Annotated in this window: 15 protein-coding genes; 4 read left to right on the plus strand and 11 right to left on the minus strand. The window is 39.9% G+C overall.

From position 1 onward, the window contains the following. Window positions 1–15 precede the first annotated feature (15 nt). The 10 genes from C4H12_RS13350 to dinB all read right to left on the minus strand — a co-directional run bounded on the left by C4H12_RS13350 (window position 16) and on the right by dinB (window position 7,686). Window positions 16–381 (minus strand): DUF2809 domain-containing protein, encoded by a 366-nt coding sequence (locus C4H12_RS13350; RefSeq protein WP_106099349.1) that lies wholly within the window; start codon window positions 379–381, stop codon window positions 16–18. Window positions 382–383: 2 nt separating this feature from the next. After that, window positions 384–1,046: a DUF2461 domain-containing protein gene (locus tag C4H12_RS13355; protein ID WP_106099350.1), complete on the minus strand. Its 663-nt coding sequence runs from the start codon at window positions 1,044–1,046 to the stop codon at window positions 384–386. Between the two features lie 87 nt (window positions 1,047–1,133). After that, a complete protein-coding gene (locus C4H12_RS13360) occupies window positions 1,134–2,255 on the minus strand; it encodes a clostripain-related cysteine peptidase (RefSeq protein ID WP_106099351.1) in 1,122 nt (373 codons plus the stop codon). A gap of 26 nt (window positions 2,256–2,281) precedes the next feature. Beyond that, window positions 2,282–2,593: a hypothetical protein gene (locus C4H12_RS13365; RefSeq protein WP_106099503.1), complete on the minus strand. Its 312-nt coding sequence runs from the start codon at window positions 2,591–2,593 to the stop codon at window positions 2,282–2,284. Between the two features lie 53 nt (window positions 2,594–2,646). Then, a complete protein-coding gene (locus C4H12_RS13370) occupies window positions 2,647–3,132 on the minus strand; it encodes a hypothetical protein (RefSeq protein ID WP_254424781.1) in 486 nt (161 codons plus the stop codon). A gap of 4 nt (window positions 3,133–3,136) precedes the next feature. Further along, window positions 3,137–4,849, minus strand: coding sequence for a C10 family peptidase (locus C4H12_RS13375; protein WP_106099352.1), 1,713 nt, complete (start codon window positions 4,847–4,849; stop codon window positions 3,137–3,139). Window positions 4,850–5,004: 155 nt separating this feature from the next. Beyond that, on the minus strand, window positions 5,005–5,352 hold the full coding sequence (locus C4H12_RS13380; RefSeq protein ID WP_254424782.1) for a hypothetical protein: 348 nt from the start codon (window positions 5,350–5,352) through the stop codon (window positions 5,005–5,007). Window positions 5,353–5,481: 129 nt separating this feature from the next. Then, window positions 5,482–5,994 carry a hypothetical protein gene (locus C4H12_RS13385; protein WP_106099354.1) on the minus strand — a complete coding sequence of 171 codons (513 nt, stop codon included), beginning with the start codon at window positions 5,992–5,994 and terminating at the stop codon, window positions 5,482–5,484. Window positions 5,995–5,997: 3 nt separating this feature from the next. Next, window positions 5,998–6,528 carry a hypothetical protein gene (locus C4H12_RS13390; protein WP_106099355.1) on the minus strand — a complete coding sequence of 177 codons (531 nt, stop codon included), beginning with the start codon at window positions 6,526–6,528 and terminating at the stop codon, window positions 5,998–6,000. A gap of 93 nt (window positions 6,529–6,621) precedes the next feature. Further along, window positions 6,622–7,686, minus strand: a complete 1,065-nt coding sequence (dinB, locus tag C4H12_RS13395; protein ID WP_254424851.1) for a DNA polymerase IV — start codon at window positions 7,684–7,686, stop codon at window positions 6,622–6,624. Between the two features lie 282 nt (window positions 7,687–7,968). On the opposite strand from dinB, the gene C4H12_RS13400 reads away from it, so the two are divergent. Beyond that, entirely contained in the window at window positions 7,969–9,390 is a 1,422-nt protein-coding gene (locus C4H12_RS13400) for an MFS transporter (RefSeq protein WP_106099357.1), read from the plus strand. 76 nt (window positions 9,391–9,466) lie between these two features. On the opposite strand, the gene C4H12_RS13405 is transcribed toward C4H12_RS13400, so the two are convergent. Continuing rightward, on the minus strand, window positions 9,467–10,003 hold the full coding sequence (locus C4H12_RS13405; protein ID WP_106099358.1) for a hydrolase: 537 nt from the start codon (window positions 10,001–10,003) through the stop codon (window positions 9,467–9,469). A gap of 278 nt (window positions 10,004–10,281) precedes the next feature. Here C4H12_RS13405 and C4H12_RS13410 point away from each other — a divergent pair, with 278 nt between their 5' ends. From C4H12_RS13410 to C4H12_RS13425, 3 genes are all read left to right on the plus strand, one after another. Next, window positions 10,282–12,942 (plus strand): DUF6493 family protein, encoded by a 2,661-nt coding sequence (locus tag C4H12_RS13410; protein WP_106099359.1) that lies wholly within the window; start codon window positions 10,282–10,284, stop codon window positions 12,940–12,942. A 63-nt stretch (window positions 12,943–13,005) separates the two neighbouring features. Continuing rightward, entirely contained in the window at window positions 13,006–15,765 is a 2,760-nt protein-coding gene (locus tag C4H12_RS13415) for a DUF6493 family protein (protein ID WP_106099360.1), read from the plus strand. A 468-nt stretch (window positions 15,766–16,233) separates the two neighbouring features. Beyond that, entirely contained in the window at window positions 16,234–16,992 is a 759-nt protein-coding gene (locus C4H12_RS13425; RefSeq protein WP_106099362.1) for a DUF6261 family protein, read from the plus strand. The last annotated feature ends 33 nt before the right edge of the window (window positions 16,993–17,025 follow it).

Genomic DNA, 17,025 nt, shown 5'->3' on the forward strand with positions numbered 1-17,025 from the left:
ATTATGGGGGTAAGTTTATTTGTGGGTTAATTGTAAGAAGAGGCATCCTACTGTGTAGCTTATTATATCGCCCCAAGAGAAGTGATTACCTAAGAGTATATACCCTAAGCTGCCCTTAGTGAAGCCTAAATAAGAGGCTACGCCAAAGTATTGCAATGCCTCTACTACTACTGCGAAAATAAAGATTCCCCAAATTAGCTTGCTTTTGTGTTTCACTTTTACAAATGAAAGTACTAAATAATACAGCAATATTACTACTAAAGCATCGCCTATGTAGCCCCTGATAAAGCCTATGTGGCTAAAAACAGTAGCTATGAGCAACTCGACCCCCAGTAGTGCTAAAGCCCATACAAAATATTTTGGGTTAAATGTTAGTTTCATATTTATAAGATGCTTTCACCATTAAGGTTAGTAGTAAGGGCTTCGGTCATAAAATCAAAGAAAGGACGCATAGCCAATAGCCCTTCTGTTACTTTTTGAAAAAAATCATTTGAAAACACATCTTCTTGGCTGTAATCATGCTTTAATAAGAATTGTTTTTTGCGCAGGTAATGAATCATAGGGTCATCTTTATCAAAGTCTTTAGGGGCAGTTTTAAGTTCATCACCCCATAGCTTGCCATCGAACTGTGTTATGATATCCTTACTATTCATTATTTGGGTAAACTCATCGGCGTTAAGGGATATTTCTTGGCGTATGCGCAGTAAATCCTCTTTATTGGGATCAAAGAAGCCGCCCCCTATAAACGTTTCATCTGGACTTAAATGGATATAATACCCGCCCCTGTTATGAGGCTGCTTGCGCTGAATGTAGCAGCCAAAGTGTGTTTTGTAGGGAGTTTTATCTTTAGAAAAACGCAAATCACGGTAAATACGGTATATTTTTATAGGCGCAAGACTATCGTGTTCGGCTAACTTGGCATATATTTGTTTAAAAAAATTATCGGTTAATTTTTTAGCTATTTCATAGTTATTTTTATGAGCATCAAACCAGTCTTTATGGTTATTATTGGATAGTTCGGTAAGATATTTGAAGATTGTGTGCATAATGTTATTTACTAAGTTTTTAGGAGGCAAAAGTAATGAATACCCCCATAATAGCCAAATAAAAAACTAATTATTTTGAGATATGTATTACTGAAGTTTTGTAGCCTTATACCATGCTAATTCTTTATAATAATGGTTTAGAGCCTCTTTTTTACCAAACAGGTAAACACTAAGTCCATTACAATTACTTAAAACTATATTTGCAAATTGTGAAGTGTGTTTTTCAATAGGGCAGAGCTCTTGCCAAAGAGTATTTAAGTTAGTCTTGGCACCATTTAACAGTAATATTTGCTTTAGGTCAAATAAATATCTTTCATTGTTACGACTATATTGTTGTAAATCAGCAAGAGGTAGAGAAGAAAAAGTAGGTAATTGGGCACATAAATCTGCTAAAGTATCTAAATATCTACTTGATACTAAAGTAATTGTAGCCGACTGCCGTACGCCTTCTTGAGCTTTGTAGTAGGTATAATATGCTTCTGTAGCCTTTTCAAGTTGTGTTTTGCCTATTAGGTAAGGAAGGGTTAAGTGATATGGAAAACCATCGGCTAATATTTCGGCAGGAGAAGCAATGAAATAGTCAGCATTATGGCGCAACTCATAAAGCACCTCTATCGAACCCATAAAGCAAGCGTCGAACAAGATGTATTGAAAATGATAAGAGCGCAAAGCTTCAGCAAGATCTGGCAATTCTAATGCACCTTCTTTAGGGCTCATATCCTTGCCAAAAGCTTTTATAGCAACCCCTCCTTTGTTTTCGGTAGCTATAGTGTAGCTATTGGGCAACCACGCATTGCCGTGCGACCAAAGGATGAGCCCTTTAGTTTCCACTCTCCCTTTGTAATAGCTAAAAACATCTTTTAACACATTGCTTAGCACTGTTTTATCAGCCGAGTTTTGTTCGGGGTAAGTATAGATAATTTTGGATTGTATTGCTTCGGTGCTGTCGGGCACTATTTCCAATAACACAGGGTGTGAAGGCAAGGCTGTGGAGGTATTACTATCTATATACACTAATAGTTTATCTCTGCCATTAGCGGTAAAGCCGCGTTCCATTTCATTTAGGTCGTTCAAGGCATAGGTAGCAAGGTCGTTATCGGCAATCATATATACAAGGGTAATTTCGTAAGGAGTCATTTCAGGCTCATCGTTGTTTTTGCCGCACGAAAGTAAGATTAAGCCAATGAGAAAAAGCGTGTAATAGCGCATAGAATAATTATTTTAAACAAAACAGATTAACGAAGTATTTGTATTTTTCCTTTAGGAGATATTTCAATTACAAGTCTTTCTTGGCTGCCTTGTAATTGTATAGTACTTTCTAATTGTAAGCGTGAGGCAGTAATAGCTGTTATGGTATGAGTGCCTCTCTCTAATACCAATGCTTTTGAGGTTGCTTTTGCAGCTATTCTTTCCGAGAAAGAGGAAGCTACTTGCACCTCAACCGTTTCAAAATAGTTGTTTTGGAAGTACAGGGTATAGCTGTTGGGCATAGTTTCTTTGGAGCAAGCCAATAGCAGAAGAATAAGTAAATAGCTTATATTTCGCATAGTATTCAGAATAAATACCCCTTTAGCAGCCACTACTGCCAAAGGGGTATAGGTTATTTAGTATTGTCTATTTTATAAATATTATCTCCGATAAGAGAATTCCTAAGGTCTACTTTTTTATGATTGAAATGAAGCTCAGTTAAATAAGCTGTATCACCACAATTTTCAGTTTTGTAATAATTGCCTTTTATTTGCAAAGTATCTGTTTTGTTATCATATTCCAAGCAGAAGGTTTCTAAGTTCTTTGTAAAAAAAGATTTTAATCCTTCACCTGCACCGCCAATCATTACATTGTTATTAGCAAAGGAAAATTTCCCTATTTCGCTTTTTTTGTCGTTTTCTAGCTTGTATAAAACAGCTGTTTGTTTTGCATTGTAAAAGCTACGAACTAATTTGTTTGTTTCCATCTCATTGTTCATAATAATGATGCTCATAACAGGAGGTGTATTCATACAAATGATTTCTTCTTTTACAGAATCTTTATTTTGACAGTTAATAAATAGAAACAAGAGTGTTAAATATAGTATTTCTTTTTTCATAGAGCTATTCTATATTAGTAATTATTTTTAAATCATACTTAAAATTTCCTTGCTCTCCTGATTTAAAACTATTAGAGGGAGCCTTTCTTCCTGATTTTGAATCGAAAATGTTAGCCATATACCAACCTGTTCCATCATATTCTTGTGGATATATTTTTTTTCCAGAACCATCTCTGTACCCTCCCCAGCCAAAGTTATTATGAACTAGCTCTAACTTCTCCTCGTGTGTCATTTCAATTCTTTTAGGAGAAGGACAGTCAATATATTGTTCAGTTACTTTTCTTTTTTTTAGCACATAGCCATCTAATACCCAAGCATGGCAATTTGTATAAGTACGATCTATATGATTCTTTTTCCAAAACCACCAACCCTTAGAGTAGGAATGTGATATTTCTGTTTCACATCCTCTTATATATACAGGTCTGTTGTTTTGTATTTCATTGGTAAAATTAGGGAAGGCTTCAAGGGATGAAATGAAAGCATTATTAAAACCTAATAATTTGAGAGTATGGAGGGCTTTATAAATATTTGAGCCACTGCCTATATCAGCACAGCCATAGTCCATATCTAACAAATCACTATCACCTAAATGTGCTAATAAATATTGTATATCCTCTTTTGCGGTTGGATTGTTTTGCACAGCATAACTGTAAATACTTGAAAACATATCTCCCCTATCTATTTTAGTCATATCGTCCCAGTGCATTACTCTATCTTTAAAAATAGCTGGTTTTTTATGGTATGCTATTAGCTGCCCTATAGCCGTAGCCACACAGCCTACAGGAGATTGGTCGTGATCAGCTTCACAATATACGCCTACCTTGTCATTGTATTCTCCACTTTGTCCCCAAAGGGTTTTAAGTAAAGGAGCTTTTATGTATTCTGTAGTCCATTCACCGTACGTAGTTGCTTCAGGGTCAAGTACAGGTCCGTTTTTCTTAGGAAGGTTAGTGCCGGTGTGTCTTCCCCTATCTTCATCAAAATCATCAGAATGATTATTTCCATTATCTTTATCTAATTCTTTTGATTGGCAAAGAACATGCGTTAGGTCAAGAAATTTACTTTTCACTCTCTTTCCTTGTTTGTCAAAATACCCCCTAGCAATCAATTCTGCTTGCCGCTCTTTACTGAGCTTCTTAAAAAGAGCTTCTTCAGCTTGGGTAGCAAGTTTCTCTTTATTAGCTTCAAAAGCTTCGCGTTGTTCTTCTATATATGCTTGCATATAGCTAAACAGCACTGCTTGTCCCGGGTTGCTAATTGTGTCACCCAAATGTCCGTATGAGTTATAAGCCAATACGCCAGGAACACGCCTGTCGCCCGAAGTTACTACATAGCCTTGGTTGTTAGCAAAGTTAATGATGTACACATCGGCAGGTTCAGGCTTACTGCCCTTAGTAGCTACATAAGGTTTACGTGTATCACCTTTTACTACTTCTACCGATCCTATTTGCAAGGGAGCTTTAGTTACAATTCCTTCCACTTTTCGCATTTGCATAGCCGTAGCAAGGGCAGTAGCTTGTGCCTCTTCAGCGGGTATGTCGGTTTTACCTGTAAGAGCGACCCATCCTAAGAGAGTGTTGTTATCGGTATTCACTTCAGCCTTTGTGTTTGGCTGTACTGAAATGGTGGTGTCGGAAGCGAACGAGGGGTCACCCTCTTCGCGTTGGCAGGAAAAGAAGAGTCCTGTTACAGTCATAAAAATTAATATTCTTTTCATATATGATTTGGTTTTGCTCCTTCTTTTTGTAAAAAAGGAATGTTATTACGCCGCAAAGGTAGTAAATAGCTTTTAAACTTCCAAATAAAAATACAACTTTTTGTTAATAAAATAAAAAAACCTTGAGCAGTCACCACTGCCAAAGGGGTTATGGGTTATTTTAGAATAAAGTCGTTGTTTTTAATACCGTCAATATGCATTTCCTTAAACTGAACCGTACAGCATTTGCCCCGCGTGCCTACATACTCTATTTTATAGCTTTTAGTTTTGTTTTTTAGGTAAAGCGTTTCTGTTTTACCAGTATGCAGAAAAGGGGTGGGGTGTACGGACAAAACATCGTATCCTTCCTTTTTGGGTGAGCTAACGCCAAAGTTAAAATTTGTGTCGTACTTTTTTTCGGTATTTTTATCTGATAACCGATAGAAATATACATTTTCTTTATCAAACTCCCCTTTGTTGTTTAAAAAATCTTGGTGTAAAGAAGATTTTTTATCAATAAACAAATGAAAATCAACAGGAGGAGAACAACAAAGTACAGTAGGTTCTTCTTTTTGGTTATTACAACCTATCGCTAAGAAAGCAAATGTTAAGATGAGTGTAGTTAATGTGTTTTTTATATTTAAAAATAGTTTTTACAATTTCATACTTATTCCTATTTTGACACCGAAAACATTACCTAATACTATTTCGGCATTTAGTGCTATGGCTTTCAGTGCAAATGCCCTGAAGCCTATATGGGTATTATAGGCTATTGTATTACCTTGGTTATTATCACGTAACATAAAGTAGGTATAGCTTGTATCGCAGCCACCACCTTCGGGAGTATTGCTCCCCCAAATGAGATAACCTGCTGAGAAACCAGTATACCAGTCGGTAGTTTGAAGTTTGCCAAAATGGTAATCGACAGTTAGCTTGGGGAGGTATGAGGTTATATATTTATCCTTAAAATCAAAGCTTTGGGCATAAAAGCCAGCGCCTACCGATAGTGAAGAGGCTATGGCATAATGTACCTTGGAGCCGAAGATAAAACCTCCGTTGGTTATTCCTGTTTGGATATCGGCAAAGGCTTTACCCTTGCGAAAAGCGTCTTGAGCAGCTATGGGCAAGGAAAGCAACACGATAAATAAGAGAAGTACTTTTTTCATATTTTATATTCTTACACTTAAACCTATTTTCATTGAAGAGACGTTGCCAAAGCCTATTTCGCCATTTATACCTATGAACTTGTAGACAAAAAAGCGCATACCAAAATGGGCATTCCAGGCTATAAAGTTGCCTTTGTGATTGTTTCGGACAGGCAAGTCATATTCAGGAGCTACTATAAGGCAACCGGTGTTTTTGACTCCCTCATAAGGGTTGTTACTACGCCAGATATGATACCCTAAGCTAAGCCCTGTATACCAATCGAAGGTTTTGAGATGCCCCAAATGATAGTCGGCACTAAGAGCAGGGGTGTAAGCCTGAACGTATTTGTGGTCGTTCATAAAATCTTGATAAGAAAACTGCGAGCCTACCGAAAGGTAAGGTAATACAGCATAATGCACTCCGCCCCCTATAATGCGAGGTAAGGAACCAGACCCAATTTGAACATCAGCATAAATTTTACCCTTGCGAAAAGCGTCTTGAGCAGCTATGGGCAAGGAAAGCAACACGATAAATAAGAGAAGTACTTTTTTCATATAATAGTTGATTAAAAAATGACACTGCAAAAGTATGAAAAAATTAGCAAATTAGCAAATTAGAGAATTAGCGAATTAGTAAATTAGTTTTATTTACCAGTCGGGGAATTCGAGGCGTAGCTGGATGTATTCTGGTTTTTTGGAGTTGAGTTTTTTGGGCTCGTTATTGAGATGGGATACAGAGATGCCTAATAACCGTACAGACTCGGTTAAGCGTTCTTGGTATAGCAGTTCTTTGGCGTGCAAAGAAAGCTCTTCGGTGCTGCTGATATAATCTTTGAGGGTTTTGCTGCGTGTTTGTACTGTGAAATTACTGTATTTAATTTTTAGCGTGATGGTTTTGCCTGCTACTTGTTGTTTTTTTAGGCGGGAGGCTACCTCTTGCGCCAAGCGTTCTAATTCGGGTTCCATAAAGATTTCGCTGGTGAGGTTTTCGGCAAAGGTTTCTTCGGCGCCTACTGATTTGCGTATTCTGAAGGGTTGTACCTCGCTGCGGTGGATGCCTCGAGCTAACTCATAGTAATATTGCCCGCTATTGCCGAAATTACGCTGTAAGAACTCTAATGATTTGAGGCGGAGATCTTTGCCTCTGAAAATACCGAGTAGGTACATTTTTTCGGCAGTGACCTTGCCTATGCCATAGAATTTGCGTACATCGAGTTCGTCTAAAAAGTCCTGTATTTGAGCCTCGGTAATGGTAGTTTGTCCGTTGGGTTTGTTGTAATCACTAGCTATTTTGGCAATGAACTTATTTACAGAGATGCCGGCAGAAGCTGTAAGTCCGGTTTCGTGGAAAATGCGTTGTCTTATTTCTTGGGCTATGAGAGTAGCCGAGGGATTTCCTTTTTTATTAACAGTAACATCTAAGTAAGCCTCATCAAGGGATAAGGGTTCGACCAAATTGGTATATTCGTGGAAGATAGCCCTGATTTGCATAGATATTTGTTTGTAGCGTTCAAAGCGGGGCTTCACAAAGATGATATGAGGGCATAACCTACGAGCTTGGAGTCCGCTCATAGCACTGCGCACGCCATACTTGCGAGCTTCATAACTGGCGGTAGCTACTACGCCACGGGCTTCGGCGCCGCCTACAGCAATGGCTTTCCCGCGAAGGTGGGGAAAGTCAAGCTGTTCGACCGAGGCGAAGAACGCATCCATATCGATATGTATGATTTTTCGTTTTAGCAATTTGTGCATTGCGATTAGTAGTTCATAATACAAAAGTACAAAATAGTTGTGAAATAGCAAGGAGTTAGGTAAGAGATAAGAGGCAAGAGGAGTTGTTACAAATGTAACAAATTGTTTTTACTTTGTAGGATAAGGACATTTATTTCTGATATTATAGAAAACGCTTTACTTTTGCCCCCATAATAACAGGTTTTTAGGCTTGGCGAGAGAGATTAGTGTTAGTTTCCTAAAAACTTATTAACTGAAAAAGATATGCTAAAAAAATTCAATGCAACCTTTTGGGTAGCGAGTTTTCTCCAGCTGATGGAGCGCTGGGCTTTTTATGGTATATTTACCGTATTAGGGCTTTATTTGGTAGCCTCGACAGATGAAGGCGGGCTTGGTTTTAATCACGAACAGAAGGCGGCTATTATGGCTTATGTATCGGCGGTGTTGTACTTTATACCTCCTATATTGGGGGTAGTGGCAGACCGTATAGGGTATAAGCTATCTTTGGTGATTTCGTTCATAATAATGGGAGTAGGTTACTTTATGCTATCGGAGGCGACTACTTATGCTGCTTTTTTCTCGATATTCCTATTGGCGGCTATTGGAGGGGGCTTTTTTAAACCTGTAGTGAATGGTATAGTAGCGAGGAATACAGATGAAAGCACTAGTACAATAGGCTTTGGTATTTTTTATATGATGGTGAATGTAGGCGGCTTTTTGGGTCCGGCAATGTCATCGCCTTTGCGTACTGCTTACGGCTGGCGCATTATCTTCATACAAGGAGCGGTGGTGATGGCTATAAACGTGCTGGTGGCTTTGTTTTTGTACAAAGAGCCTACTACTGCGAAAAAAGATAGCAAGCCTTTATTGACAGAGATAAAAGAATCGGTAATGCATATAGTGGAGGCACTGAAAGACAAGAGGCTGACTATATTGCTACTGCTGATGGTAGGATTCTGGACTATGTTCAACCAGCTGTTCTATACCTTGCCTAACTTTATTGAAGACTGGGTAGACTCATCGGCGATGAGTGCTTGGATAAATGAGAATTTACCTTTCTTAGGTACTATTTTGACTGAAAAAGGACAGGTGAAGGCGGAGTGGTTCATCAATATAGATTCATTTATGATTATCTTCTTCCAAGTAGTAGTATCATACTTTGTAACTAAAATGACGCACGTAAGTGCGATGATTAAGGGTACTATTATAGCTACTTTGGGGGTAACGCTTACTTTTGTGTTCAACAATCCGTGGTTCACTATTATAGGGACTGTTATTTTCTCATTGGGAGAGATGGCATCGAGCCCAACCCTATCGGCATTTGTGGCGCAGATTACTCCTAAGGGGAAAGAAGCGTTGTACCAAGGTACGGTGTTCTTACCGGTGGCAGCGGGTAATTATCTTACTTATTTTATTTCGGGCTATTTGTACACAAGATGGTCGGATAAATATACTTTGCTGGGTAATGAGTTGGCAAAACGCTCGATAGAGATGCCAAAGAACTTAACTAAGAATCAGTATTTTGATTTGGCGAGTGAGAAGCTGGGAATGACTAAAGCACAGATTACGGAGTACTTATGGCAGACCTATAACCCAAGCAAGTTGTGGTATGTGATTTGTGCAGTGGGAGTATTTGCGGCGCTATCATTATACGTGTATGACAGAGTGATGAAGAAGAAGAATTAACAAAAATCAGGATAGTAAAAACGTTGCCAAAGGCTGTTTATAGCCTTTGGCAACGTTTTTTTATGCCCTAAAATTGTTATTTTACTAAGCGAGCTATCTCTTTAAATTTGGGGTGCTGGGCAGTGCCTAATAGCTGAAAAAGAGCGGCCTCGGTAGTGGTGAGGGTAGCGCCGGCATCGCGTAGCATAGTAAGGGCAGTTTGCTTATTACTTTCGGTACGAGAAGATACGGCATCGGCAACGATGGATACTTCATAGCCATTGGCAAGCAGGTGGATGGCTGTTTGGTAAATGCAGATATGAGTTTCGATGCCTATAAGAAGGACGCGCTTGCGATGGTTGGCAGAGAGCTGTTGCTGAAACTCGGCATTGCCCCAAGCTGAAAAGCAGCTTTTTTGTATAGGGGTGTAGCCTTCTACCACTTCGGCAATGGAAGGGTGGGTAGCCCCTAACTTATCGGGCATTTGTTCTACCCAAATAATAGGGATTTCGAGAGTTTTGCAGCCCTGAATGATGATGCGGCTGTTACGCAGTACTTCATCACTTTGGTGGACGATTTGTGATAATTTGCCTTGAATATCAAGGATTACTAATTGTGTATTTTCAGTTGTCATAAAATGGATTATTATATTCGGCAAAAAAAATAATAAGGCAAAGGCACAGGAATGAGGCTAAGTTTTTGGGGTGCAATTGCACCAACTATCCTTCGTTTATAGTTCGTTTATCCTTCGTTTATCCTTCGTTCAACTTAAAAGCTAGGTAGGGTGGTATTGGGGGTATGGAAAATGTAAGGGAGCTTTTGGGTGTGCGTTTGATTTGGCAAAAGTAATAAATAGGTGGTTAATTAGCAAATATTTATTATATTTGCAGCTTTAATTGACAAATGAATATTATGCAAGAGTTATTACAAGCTATAGCCCATTTTGGGTTGCCCGATATAGTAACCATTACCCAAACAATGACTGATACGCAGCGACAAAGAGCCTTGCGCCAGCTAAGCGAAATGGATCCTTATAATATTTCGCGCCCGAGGGGGTTTGCTCCAGAATTGGAGTGGTGGGAGTACTACAATAAGGTTGATAACTATTTTTACTATGCTATATTGTTATGCTTACGTGAAACGGCTGATTTTAAACAGTTGAAATTAACAACCATAATATATATTGAATCAAGACTTGGCAAAGAGGAATTAGAGCCTTATAGGCACCTTATTGAACCTTATTTGCCTCCTTTTTGGGAAGAAATGGGTGCTTACTTTGATGCTAATAAAGAAGAAGGTAATTTCTTTAAACACTGTTGGGATTGTTATGAGAAAGGCTGGATAGATTATCAGGAAGAAGATTTTCTGAAAGAACTTGTAGAGGTGCCTTGGCAGAGTAAAAGGGATATAATGACAGATGTGGTTTACTTGAAAGCTCACCCCAAGGTTTTTGATTTATTACACTTGATAGCGACTAAGGAACTAAAGGTGTTAGACACTGCTTCGTGGAAAAACCGGCAAGGAAAGCGAGAGGCAGCGAACTCGGCAGGATATTGGACGGAGGTGTTTACCATTCTGAAGGAAGAGGGGTATCCTATAAGCAAGGAATTTGTGCAGGCGTTATATGGATCATTACTGAATTCATGGAAGAAGCCGCATCTTGATTGGCACTGTCGCCTATTGCGCTTATTGAATCCGACGCAGGAGGAAGTGCTTGCTGCCCAGCATACTTTATTTGCTGTACTGGGGACAGGAATAGCTAGCGTAATAAAGTTTGCGATGGAGCAGATAGCTACTATTGCTAAACATCGGGCATTTGATAGAGAAGCCTTTGTGAGCCAACTACCCTTATGCTTTACAGTACCCAAGCAACCTAAAACCTTGCTATTGGGTTTAGACCTCCTTGCCCAATGCTTTAAAGTAGCCCCGCCTACTGACCTTAGTTATCGAGAACAACTGGCAGTGCTGTTCACCCAACCCGATGTGAAAGTACAAGAGCAAACAACTGCCTTGTTATTAGAATATTTTAACGATGAAGGTTTGGCAGAGGTAGTAGCCCCTTATTACGTATATTTAAAAGATAAAGTGCAAGAGTTATGGCAAAAGAGTAAGCCGCAAGAAGCATTGGCAGAAGAGGTAAGTTCTGACCCCTTAGGAGATTGTACGCCTGTGAGTGCTAAGACGTATGCTTTGATAGGCAAACCTACTTCTTGGGATGATTGTTTGTTCTTGATAGGAGATGCAATAAGAGAGGCTACAGCAAGTACTGTAGATGTACTTTTTGAGGTATTGATAGGGTTGCAGAATGATATTCCTAAGGATTATGCTAAGCAACTAAAGCCTTATATGCAGCAACTACGGAAGAAGAATCTTGGTATAGATACCCCTATAGAAACGATACTTTTGGCATTTTTATATTGCTTTACAGAGAACAAAGATTTAGTTTTTGACCCTAAATATACTTATGAATGGGAAGAATGTGATAAACTCAGGGAAAAGCTATCGGAAGAGGAGTTCAAGGAGTATTACATTTTCTACAGTTTGCGTTACCCTGTAATATACTTGCCTTATCTTTTCCAGAAAGCACTGATAACCCTTAAGAGGCTACAACAGAAGAGTAGCTTGCCTTTGCTATCGACTCCTACACACGAACCTTTTTATATAGAAGCTGAAATATTTATAGACAAACTGCTACAATATGAGGCTGCTAATGAGCCGGTAGATTTAGATGATTTGGTAGTAGCTTGTAACCGGTTGCTGTTTGAAGATGTTGCGGTAGCTGCCAAAGAAAAAGCCAAAAAGCTTACAGGTGGTTATGCAACAGCAGTGCAGTATTACATAGGTATTACCGATGAAGTGACTCCTACTGAAGAATGCTTGCCCCTTTGGACACAAATAACACGCCTAAAACATCCTGATAAGGAATTTGTAGTGTTTCAAACAACTACAGCAAAGGATATATTGAGTGTAGTAAAACCCTACTATATAGACTATGGTTGGGAAAGCTATACAAGCTATGACGAGAAAAGATTCCGTTTTTATTATAGGAGGAAATCACCTGATAATCATCTTTATTACAATTGTAATGGCGGTAGAGTGATTGATAATAAATACTTTGCATATAGAGTAAGCCTTACCCCTCACTACCCTGATGCCCTCTTGTGTGCTTATATTGCCACTTGGACAACCCTGAATGAAGTTGATGATGTGCGCAATATGACCCAGCCTTTGGAGATAGTATTACGCTATGACCTAAGGGTACGCCATAGTGGTTGGCTGTATATAGGCGCGTGCTTGCTGTTTGAAAAGCGGCCTTCTCGTGATTTGGGGTATGAGTATTTGTGTAAGGCGATCGCTCGTGGGGAAGATCTTACTTACTTGAAAACTTACCTTGCCCAAGTACTAGCATGGGATTACCTACCTATCCCACGCTTTATAGAGTTTTTAGACCGCCCTAATACCCCAGCGGTGAAAGCCTTTGGCAAGGAAGTAGTGAAGCTTTATTTAGAAGAAGTGAAAAAACAAGATAAATTGCCGAGAAACCATAAGAAGTTAGCACAATTGGTTGATTAATACATAGGAGAATTGCGACTGCCCTGCTCTGACAATAATTAAAACTTAGAAACCTAAAAGAAAATGAATCAAGCACTCATCACCGCCATTGCTGAAGGTAATTTTTCGGCTATTCTAAACATTACAAGCCAGCTCACCGATAGTGAGCGTTATAGCACCATCACTGCTATCAAAGCATTAGATCCCCATTCGGAAAAAGATTTCCCGCGAAAGAATATTGATAAAAAGAATACTTATCGCCATAACTATAAAGTTTTTCAAGCTCATAACTACACCCTTATTACTATGGTGCGCGAAGAAAGCGATATCGCCAAAGTGATGATTGATAAAGAGAATTATTTTGGTGAACCTTATCAAGTAACTCCTTATGCCATCTTAGGTTCTTTTTATTTAGAACCTGTAATAAACTACTTTACACAATTTCCGCCAGATAACTATATCAAAAAAGTACTTAAAGAACGATATAATAAAGAGATTGAAGGATTGTCCTTTGATTTCCAATGGTATTTCTACAAAAAAGGCTGGATTCCCTTTGAAGAAGAGCGTTTTGTAAAGAATTTATTAGAAATTAATATGGGTAGCCGCTCAGTAACTGCCGATGCCCAATTCCTCTTCCAATACCCCGAAGCCATTGAAAAAGTACTGTTACAGCTTTACCGTATCGAAACCAAAGTACTCGACCTTTCCAAGTGGAAAAGTGATAACCCCTCAAGCAAAATGAGTACCTCTGGTGTTGCCAAAGTAACTACCTATTGGGACGAGGTATTTGAATTATTGGTGCATTATGGCTACCAAATTCCTCGTAGTTTTGTAGGGCAGCTTTTAGAATCATTGCTCAACCAATGGAAGAAACCCCACCTCGATTGGCATTGCCGTTTGCTCAAATGGCTTGCCCCTACCCAAGAGGAACTTTTGGCTCATCAACAAACGCTCTTTGCCGTTTTAGGCACTGGGGTAGGCAGTGTAGTGAAAACCGTTATGGAATACATTGTGTCTATTGCTAATGCGCCACAGTTTGATTTTGAGGGTTTCCGCGTGCAACTTCCGCTCGCCTTTACCGTAGAGAAACAACCTAAAGCACTCCTTCAAGGAGTAGAGATTTTGGCTAAAGAGTTCAAAAAGCACCCTCCTACCGATGTCAGCTACCGCGAACAATTAGCAGTCCTCTTCACCCAACCCGATGTAAAACTACAAGAAGCTGTAGCTGAACTACTCGCCACCTATTTCAACCAAGAAGGTCTCCCCGAAGTCATCGCACCTTACCGCGATTACCTAAAAGGCAAAGCCCAAAACCTCCTTGCAACCCTAAGTCCATCAGAAATCTCCGCCCCGTCCGACTTGTCCGACAGCTCAGTCTCGTCAGAGAACTCCCAAACTGCCTGTGCGGCTCGCACCCTGACACCTATTCCCTGTCTCCTGACACCTGAAAATCTCCTCTTCCTCCTTGGTGACTGTATCCGCGAAAAAACAGCCGCTACTATTGATGTTTTCTTTGATGCTCTCGTGCGCTTGCAAGACCAAATCCCCGCGGATTATGCTGAGCAGATAAAACCTTACCTCAAGCAGCTTCTCGCTCGAGAGTGGTTTGTAGGGACGATGCCTCTACTATACTTATTTTTAGACTCTTGGAGCAACCAAAGCGCTACCCCCCTTGTTTATAATACCGACAAGGAATGGAAAGAAATTCAAAAACTCTACAAAGAACATAAATATACACAAGCCGACAAACTTGGTAGAATAAGAGCGATACACGAAGGTGCTAATCAAGCAAAAGAAGCCTTCCCTTATCTGTTTAATAAAATAGCACGCACACTCCAAAAGCTCAAAGAGAAAGACACCTTGCCTTTCCTTTCTACCCCTACGCACGAACCTTTCTATATAGAGGCGGAAGTGTTGGTGGATAAACTCTTGCAATACGAAGCCCAAGGCAAATCCCCCGACCTCGACGACCTGATTGTCGCCTGCAACCGTCTGCTCTTTTGGGAGGTTTCGGCAGCAGCCAAAGAAAAAGCCCAACAGCTCAAAGGCGACTATGCTCCTGCTATTCAGTATTACTTAGGTCTTACTGATAAGATACAATTAAACGAAGCACTTCTACCGCTATGGACGCAAATCACCCGCCTAAAACACCCCGATGAGGAGTTCAAAGTATTTGAAACTACTCAGGCAAAGAATATCCTTAGCGTGGTAAAACCTTTCTATATCCGTTATGGTTGGGAGAAAAGAACTTATGCCAATGGCGAAGTAGGCGAAGAGTTCACCTATCACTGCAATCATTATTACAAATACAAGAATAAGAAAAGCCGTCCTGCCCTTTACAACTATTACAATGCCAATGAAGGGGAACACACTTCGGCTCAAGAGGCAGAGTATAAACTAAGCCTCAACCCACACTATCCCGATGCGATATTATGTGCTTACATAGCGCTCTGGGCAACGATGAATGAGGCTGACCAAGTGCGCGATATGACTTTGCCTTTGGAAGCCGTATTGCGTTATGACCTGCGTGTACGCCACAGCGGTTGGCTGTATATAGGCGCGTGTTTGCTCTTTGAAAAACGCCCTTCTCGTGATTTGGCGTATGAATATATTTGTCAGGCGATTGCTCGCGGGGAAGACCTAACTCACTTGAAAACTTACCTTGCCAATGTACTCGCTTGGGATTATCTGCCTATACCGCGCTTTATAGAATTCCTCGACCGCCCTAATCTCCCAGCAGTAAAAGCCTTTGGCAAAGAAGTAGTACAGCTCTATTTAGAGGAAGTCAAGAAGCAGGACAAGTTACCGAGAAACCATAAAAAGTTAGCGACTTTCAGTCATTAGTGGGTAGTCATCTCTACCCTTTGTCAAAGTCCATAATCGCCCGTGCGGCTCGCACCAAACTAAAGTCTTTTTGCCAAGATAAAAAAGACAGCAAAGCAAAAAAAACGAATTAATTACATTTATATCTTAATTTTTTTATTACCTTTGTCGTCTCGTTAGGGATTTTCTTTTTGATATAAGAGAAAAAGCAAAGCAAAAACACCACTATAACCCACCGGAATAAATACCTGATAAAGATAATATAATTTTTGCCTTGCGGAATGTCCGATGGCGATAAGCAATGTTACTTTTGCTCTGCGGAATACCTTACAACGAAAAGCAGTATTACTTTTGCCTTGCGGAATTTCCGATAATGAAAAAATACCTTATTTTTGCTCTGCGGAATTTCCAAAAAGAAGAAGTAACAGCGAAAGCACACAGCGGAATATCCGCCGTATATAATAACCGTCAATTAATCATAATTACTATATGAATAAGAATACATTAGTCAAGCCAGACCTCAGCAAGATGCACAACGCTGAGTTTAGTCAGTTTCTTACCCGCTTTTTTGAAGACTTTGCGGGTTCGGGTATTGCCTTGGATACCGATACCACTTTCAAATCGCTTTACGAAAGCCTCAAGACCAAAGTAACCACCTACGACAAGGCTCTGGAACAGGTGCGTGGCAAAGAGGAATCTAAGAAAATATCGGAATTGGACAAGGTGCGCGATGCCGATATGCAAGCCCTAAAGGACAGTATCAAGCCTTATCGCAATGCCAAAACGGAAGCCAAACAGAAAGCTTACCACGCTATCAAGCTGGTGCTCGACAATTACAAAGATGTAACCAAGGACACCTATGAGGAGGAAACCAAGCGCCTGAATACGCTTATCAGCACCCTGAAATCCGCTACCTATCAAGCGCAGGTAGAGACCCTGAAGATAGGCGAGTTCCTCAGCGAACTGGAAACCTCCAACACGGCGTTCAACGAGCTTTTCTCCCACCGCTCGCTCAAAGATTTGCAGAAAGAGGTATACAACGTAAAAGACCTTCGCAAGGAGCTTACCGATATATACCAACGGCTTTCGGCTTATATAATAGCCAACGCACAGGTGAAAGATGAGGCTTTCTTTACCAAAACCTTGGAAGTGCTCAACAACAGCCGTAAGTACTACGCCGATGTTTTGGCACGCCGTAAAGCAGGTGTAAAAACCCCTACCGAAACCCCTAAGGAAGAAGGGAAATAACTTAGTAACACTTAATTTTCAAAATAAAAAAAA

It is taken from the genome of Capnocytophaga sp. oral taxon 878 (assembly GCF_002999135.1).
In the GTDB taxonomy this organism is placed as follows: domain Bacteria; phylum Bacteroidota; class Bacteroidia; order Flavobacteriales; family Flavobacteriaceae; genus Capnocytophaga.

Excerpts from the sequence above, each read along its gene's own strand:
- C4H12_RS13355 (WP_106099350.1), bottom strand. The coding sequence starts at position 1,046 with ATGCACACAATCTTCAAATATCTTACCGAACTATCCAATAATAACCAT.
- C4H12_RS13390 (WP_106099355.1), bottom strand. The coding sequence starts at position 6,528 with ATGAAAAAAGTACTTCTCTTATTTATCGTGTTGCTTTCCTTGCCCATA.
- dinB (WP_254424851.1), bottom strand. The coding sequence starts at position 7,686 with ATGGATGCGTTCTTCGCCTCGGTCGAACAGCTTGACTTTCCCCACCTT.
- C4H12_RS13370 (WP_254424781.1), bottom strand. The coding sequence starts at position 3,132 with ATGAAAAAAGAAATACTATATTTAACACTCTTGTTTCTATTTATTAAC.
- C4H12_RS13415 (WP_106099360.1), top strand. The coding sequence starts at position 13,006 with ATGAATCAAGCACTCATCACCGCCATTGCTGAAGGTAATTTTTCGGCT.
- C4H12_RS13350 (WP_106099349.1), bottom strand. The coding sequence starts at position 381 with ATGAAACTAACATTTAACCCAAAATATTTTGTATGGGCTTTAGCACTA.
- C4H12_RS13360 (WP_106099351.1), bottom strand. The coding sequence starts at position 2,255 with ATGCGCTATTACACGCTTTTTCTCATTGGCTTAATCTTACTTTCGTGC.
- C4H12_RS13385 (WP_106099354.1), bottom strand. The coding sequence starts at position 5,994 with ATGAAAAAAGTACTTCTCTTATTTATCGTGTTGCTTTCCTTGCCCATA.
- C4H12_RS13410 (WP_106099359.1), top strand. The coding sequence starts at position 10,282 with ATGCAAGAGTTATTACAAGCTATAGCCCATTTTGGGTTGCCCGATATA.
- C4H12_RS13405 (WP_106099358.1), bottom strand. The coding sequence starts at position 10,003 with ATGACAACTGAAAATACACAATTAGTAATCCTTGATATTCAAGGCAAA.
- C4H12_RS13375 (WP_106099352.1), bottom strand. The coding sequence starts at position 4,849 with ATGAAAAGAATATTAATTTTTATGACTGTAACAGGACTCTTCTTTTCC.
- C4H12_RS13365 (WP_106099503.1), bottom strand. The coding sequence starts at position 2,593 with ATGCGAAATATAAGCTATTTACTTATTCTTCTGCTATTGGCTTGCTCC.
- C4H12_RS13400 (WP_106099357.1), top strand. The coding sequence starts at position 7,969 with ATGCTAAAAAAATTCAATGCAACCTTTTGGGTAGCGAGTTTTCTCCAG.
- C4H12_RS13425 (WP_106099362.1), top strand. The coding sequence starts at position 16,234 with ATGAATAAGAATACATTAGTCAAGCCAGACCTCAGCAAGATGCACAAC.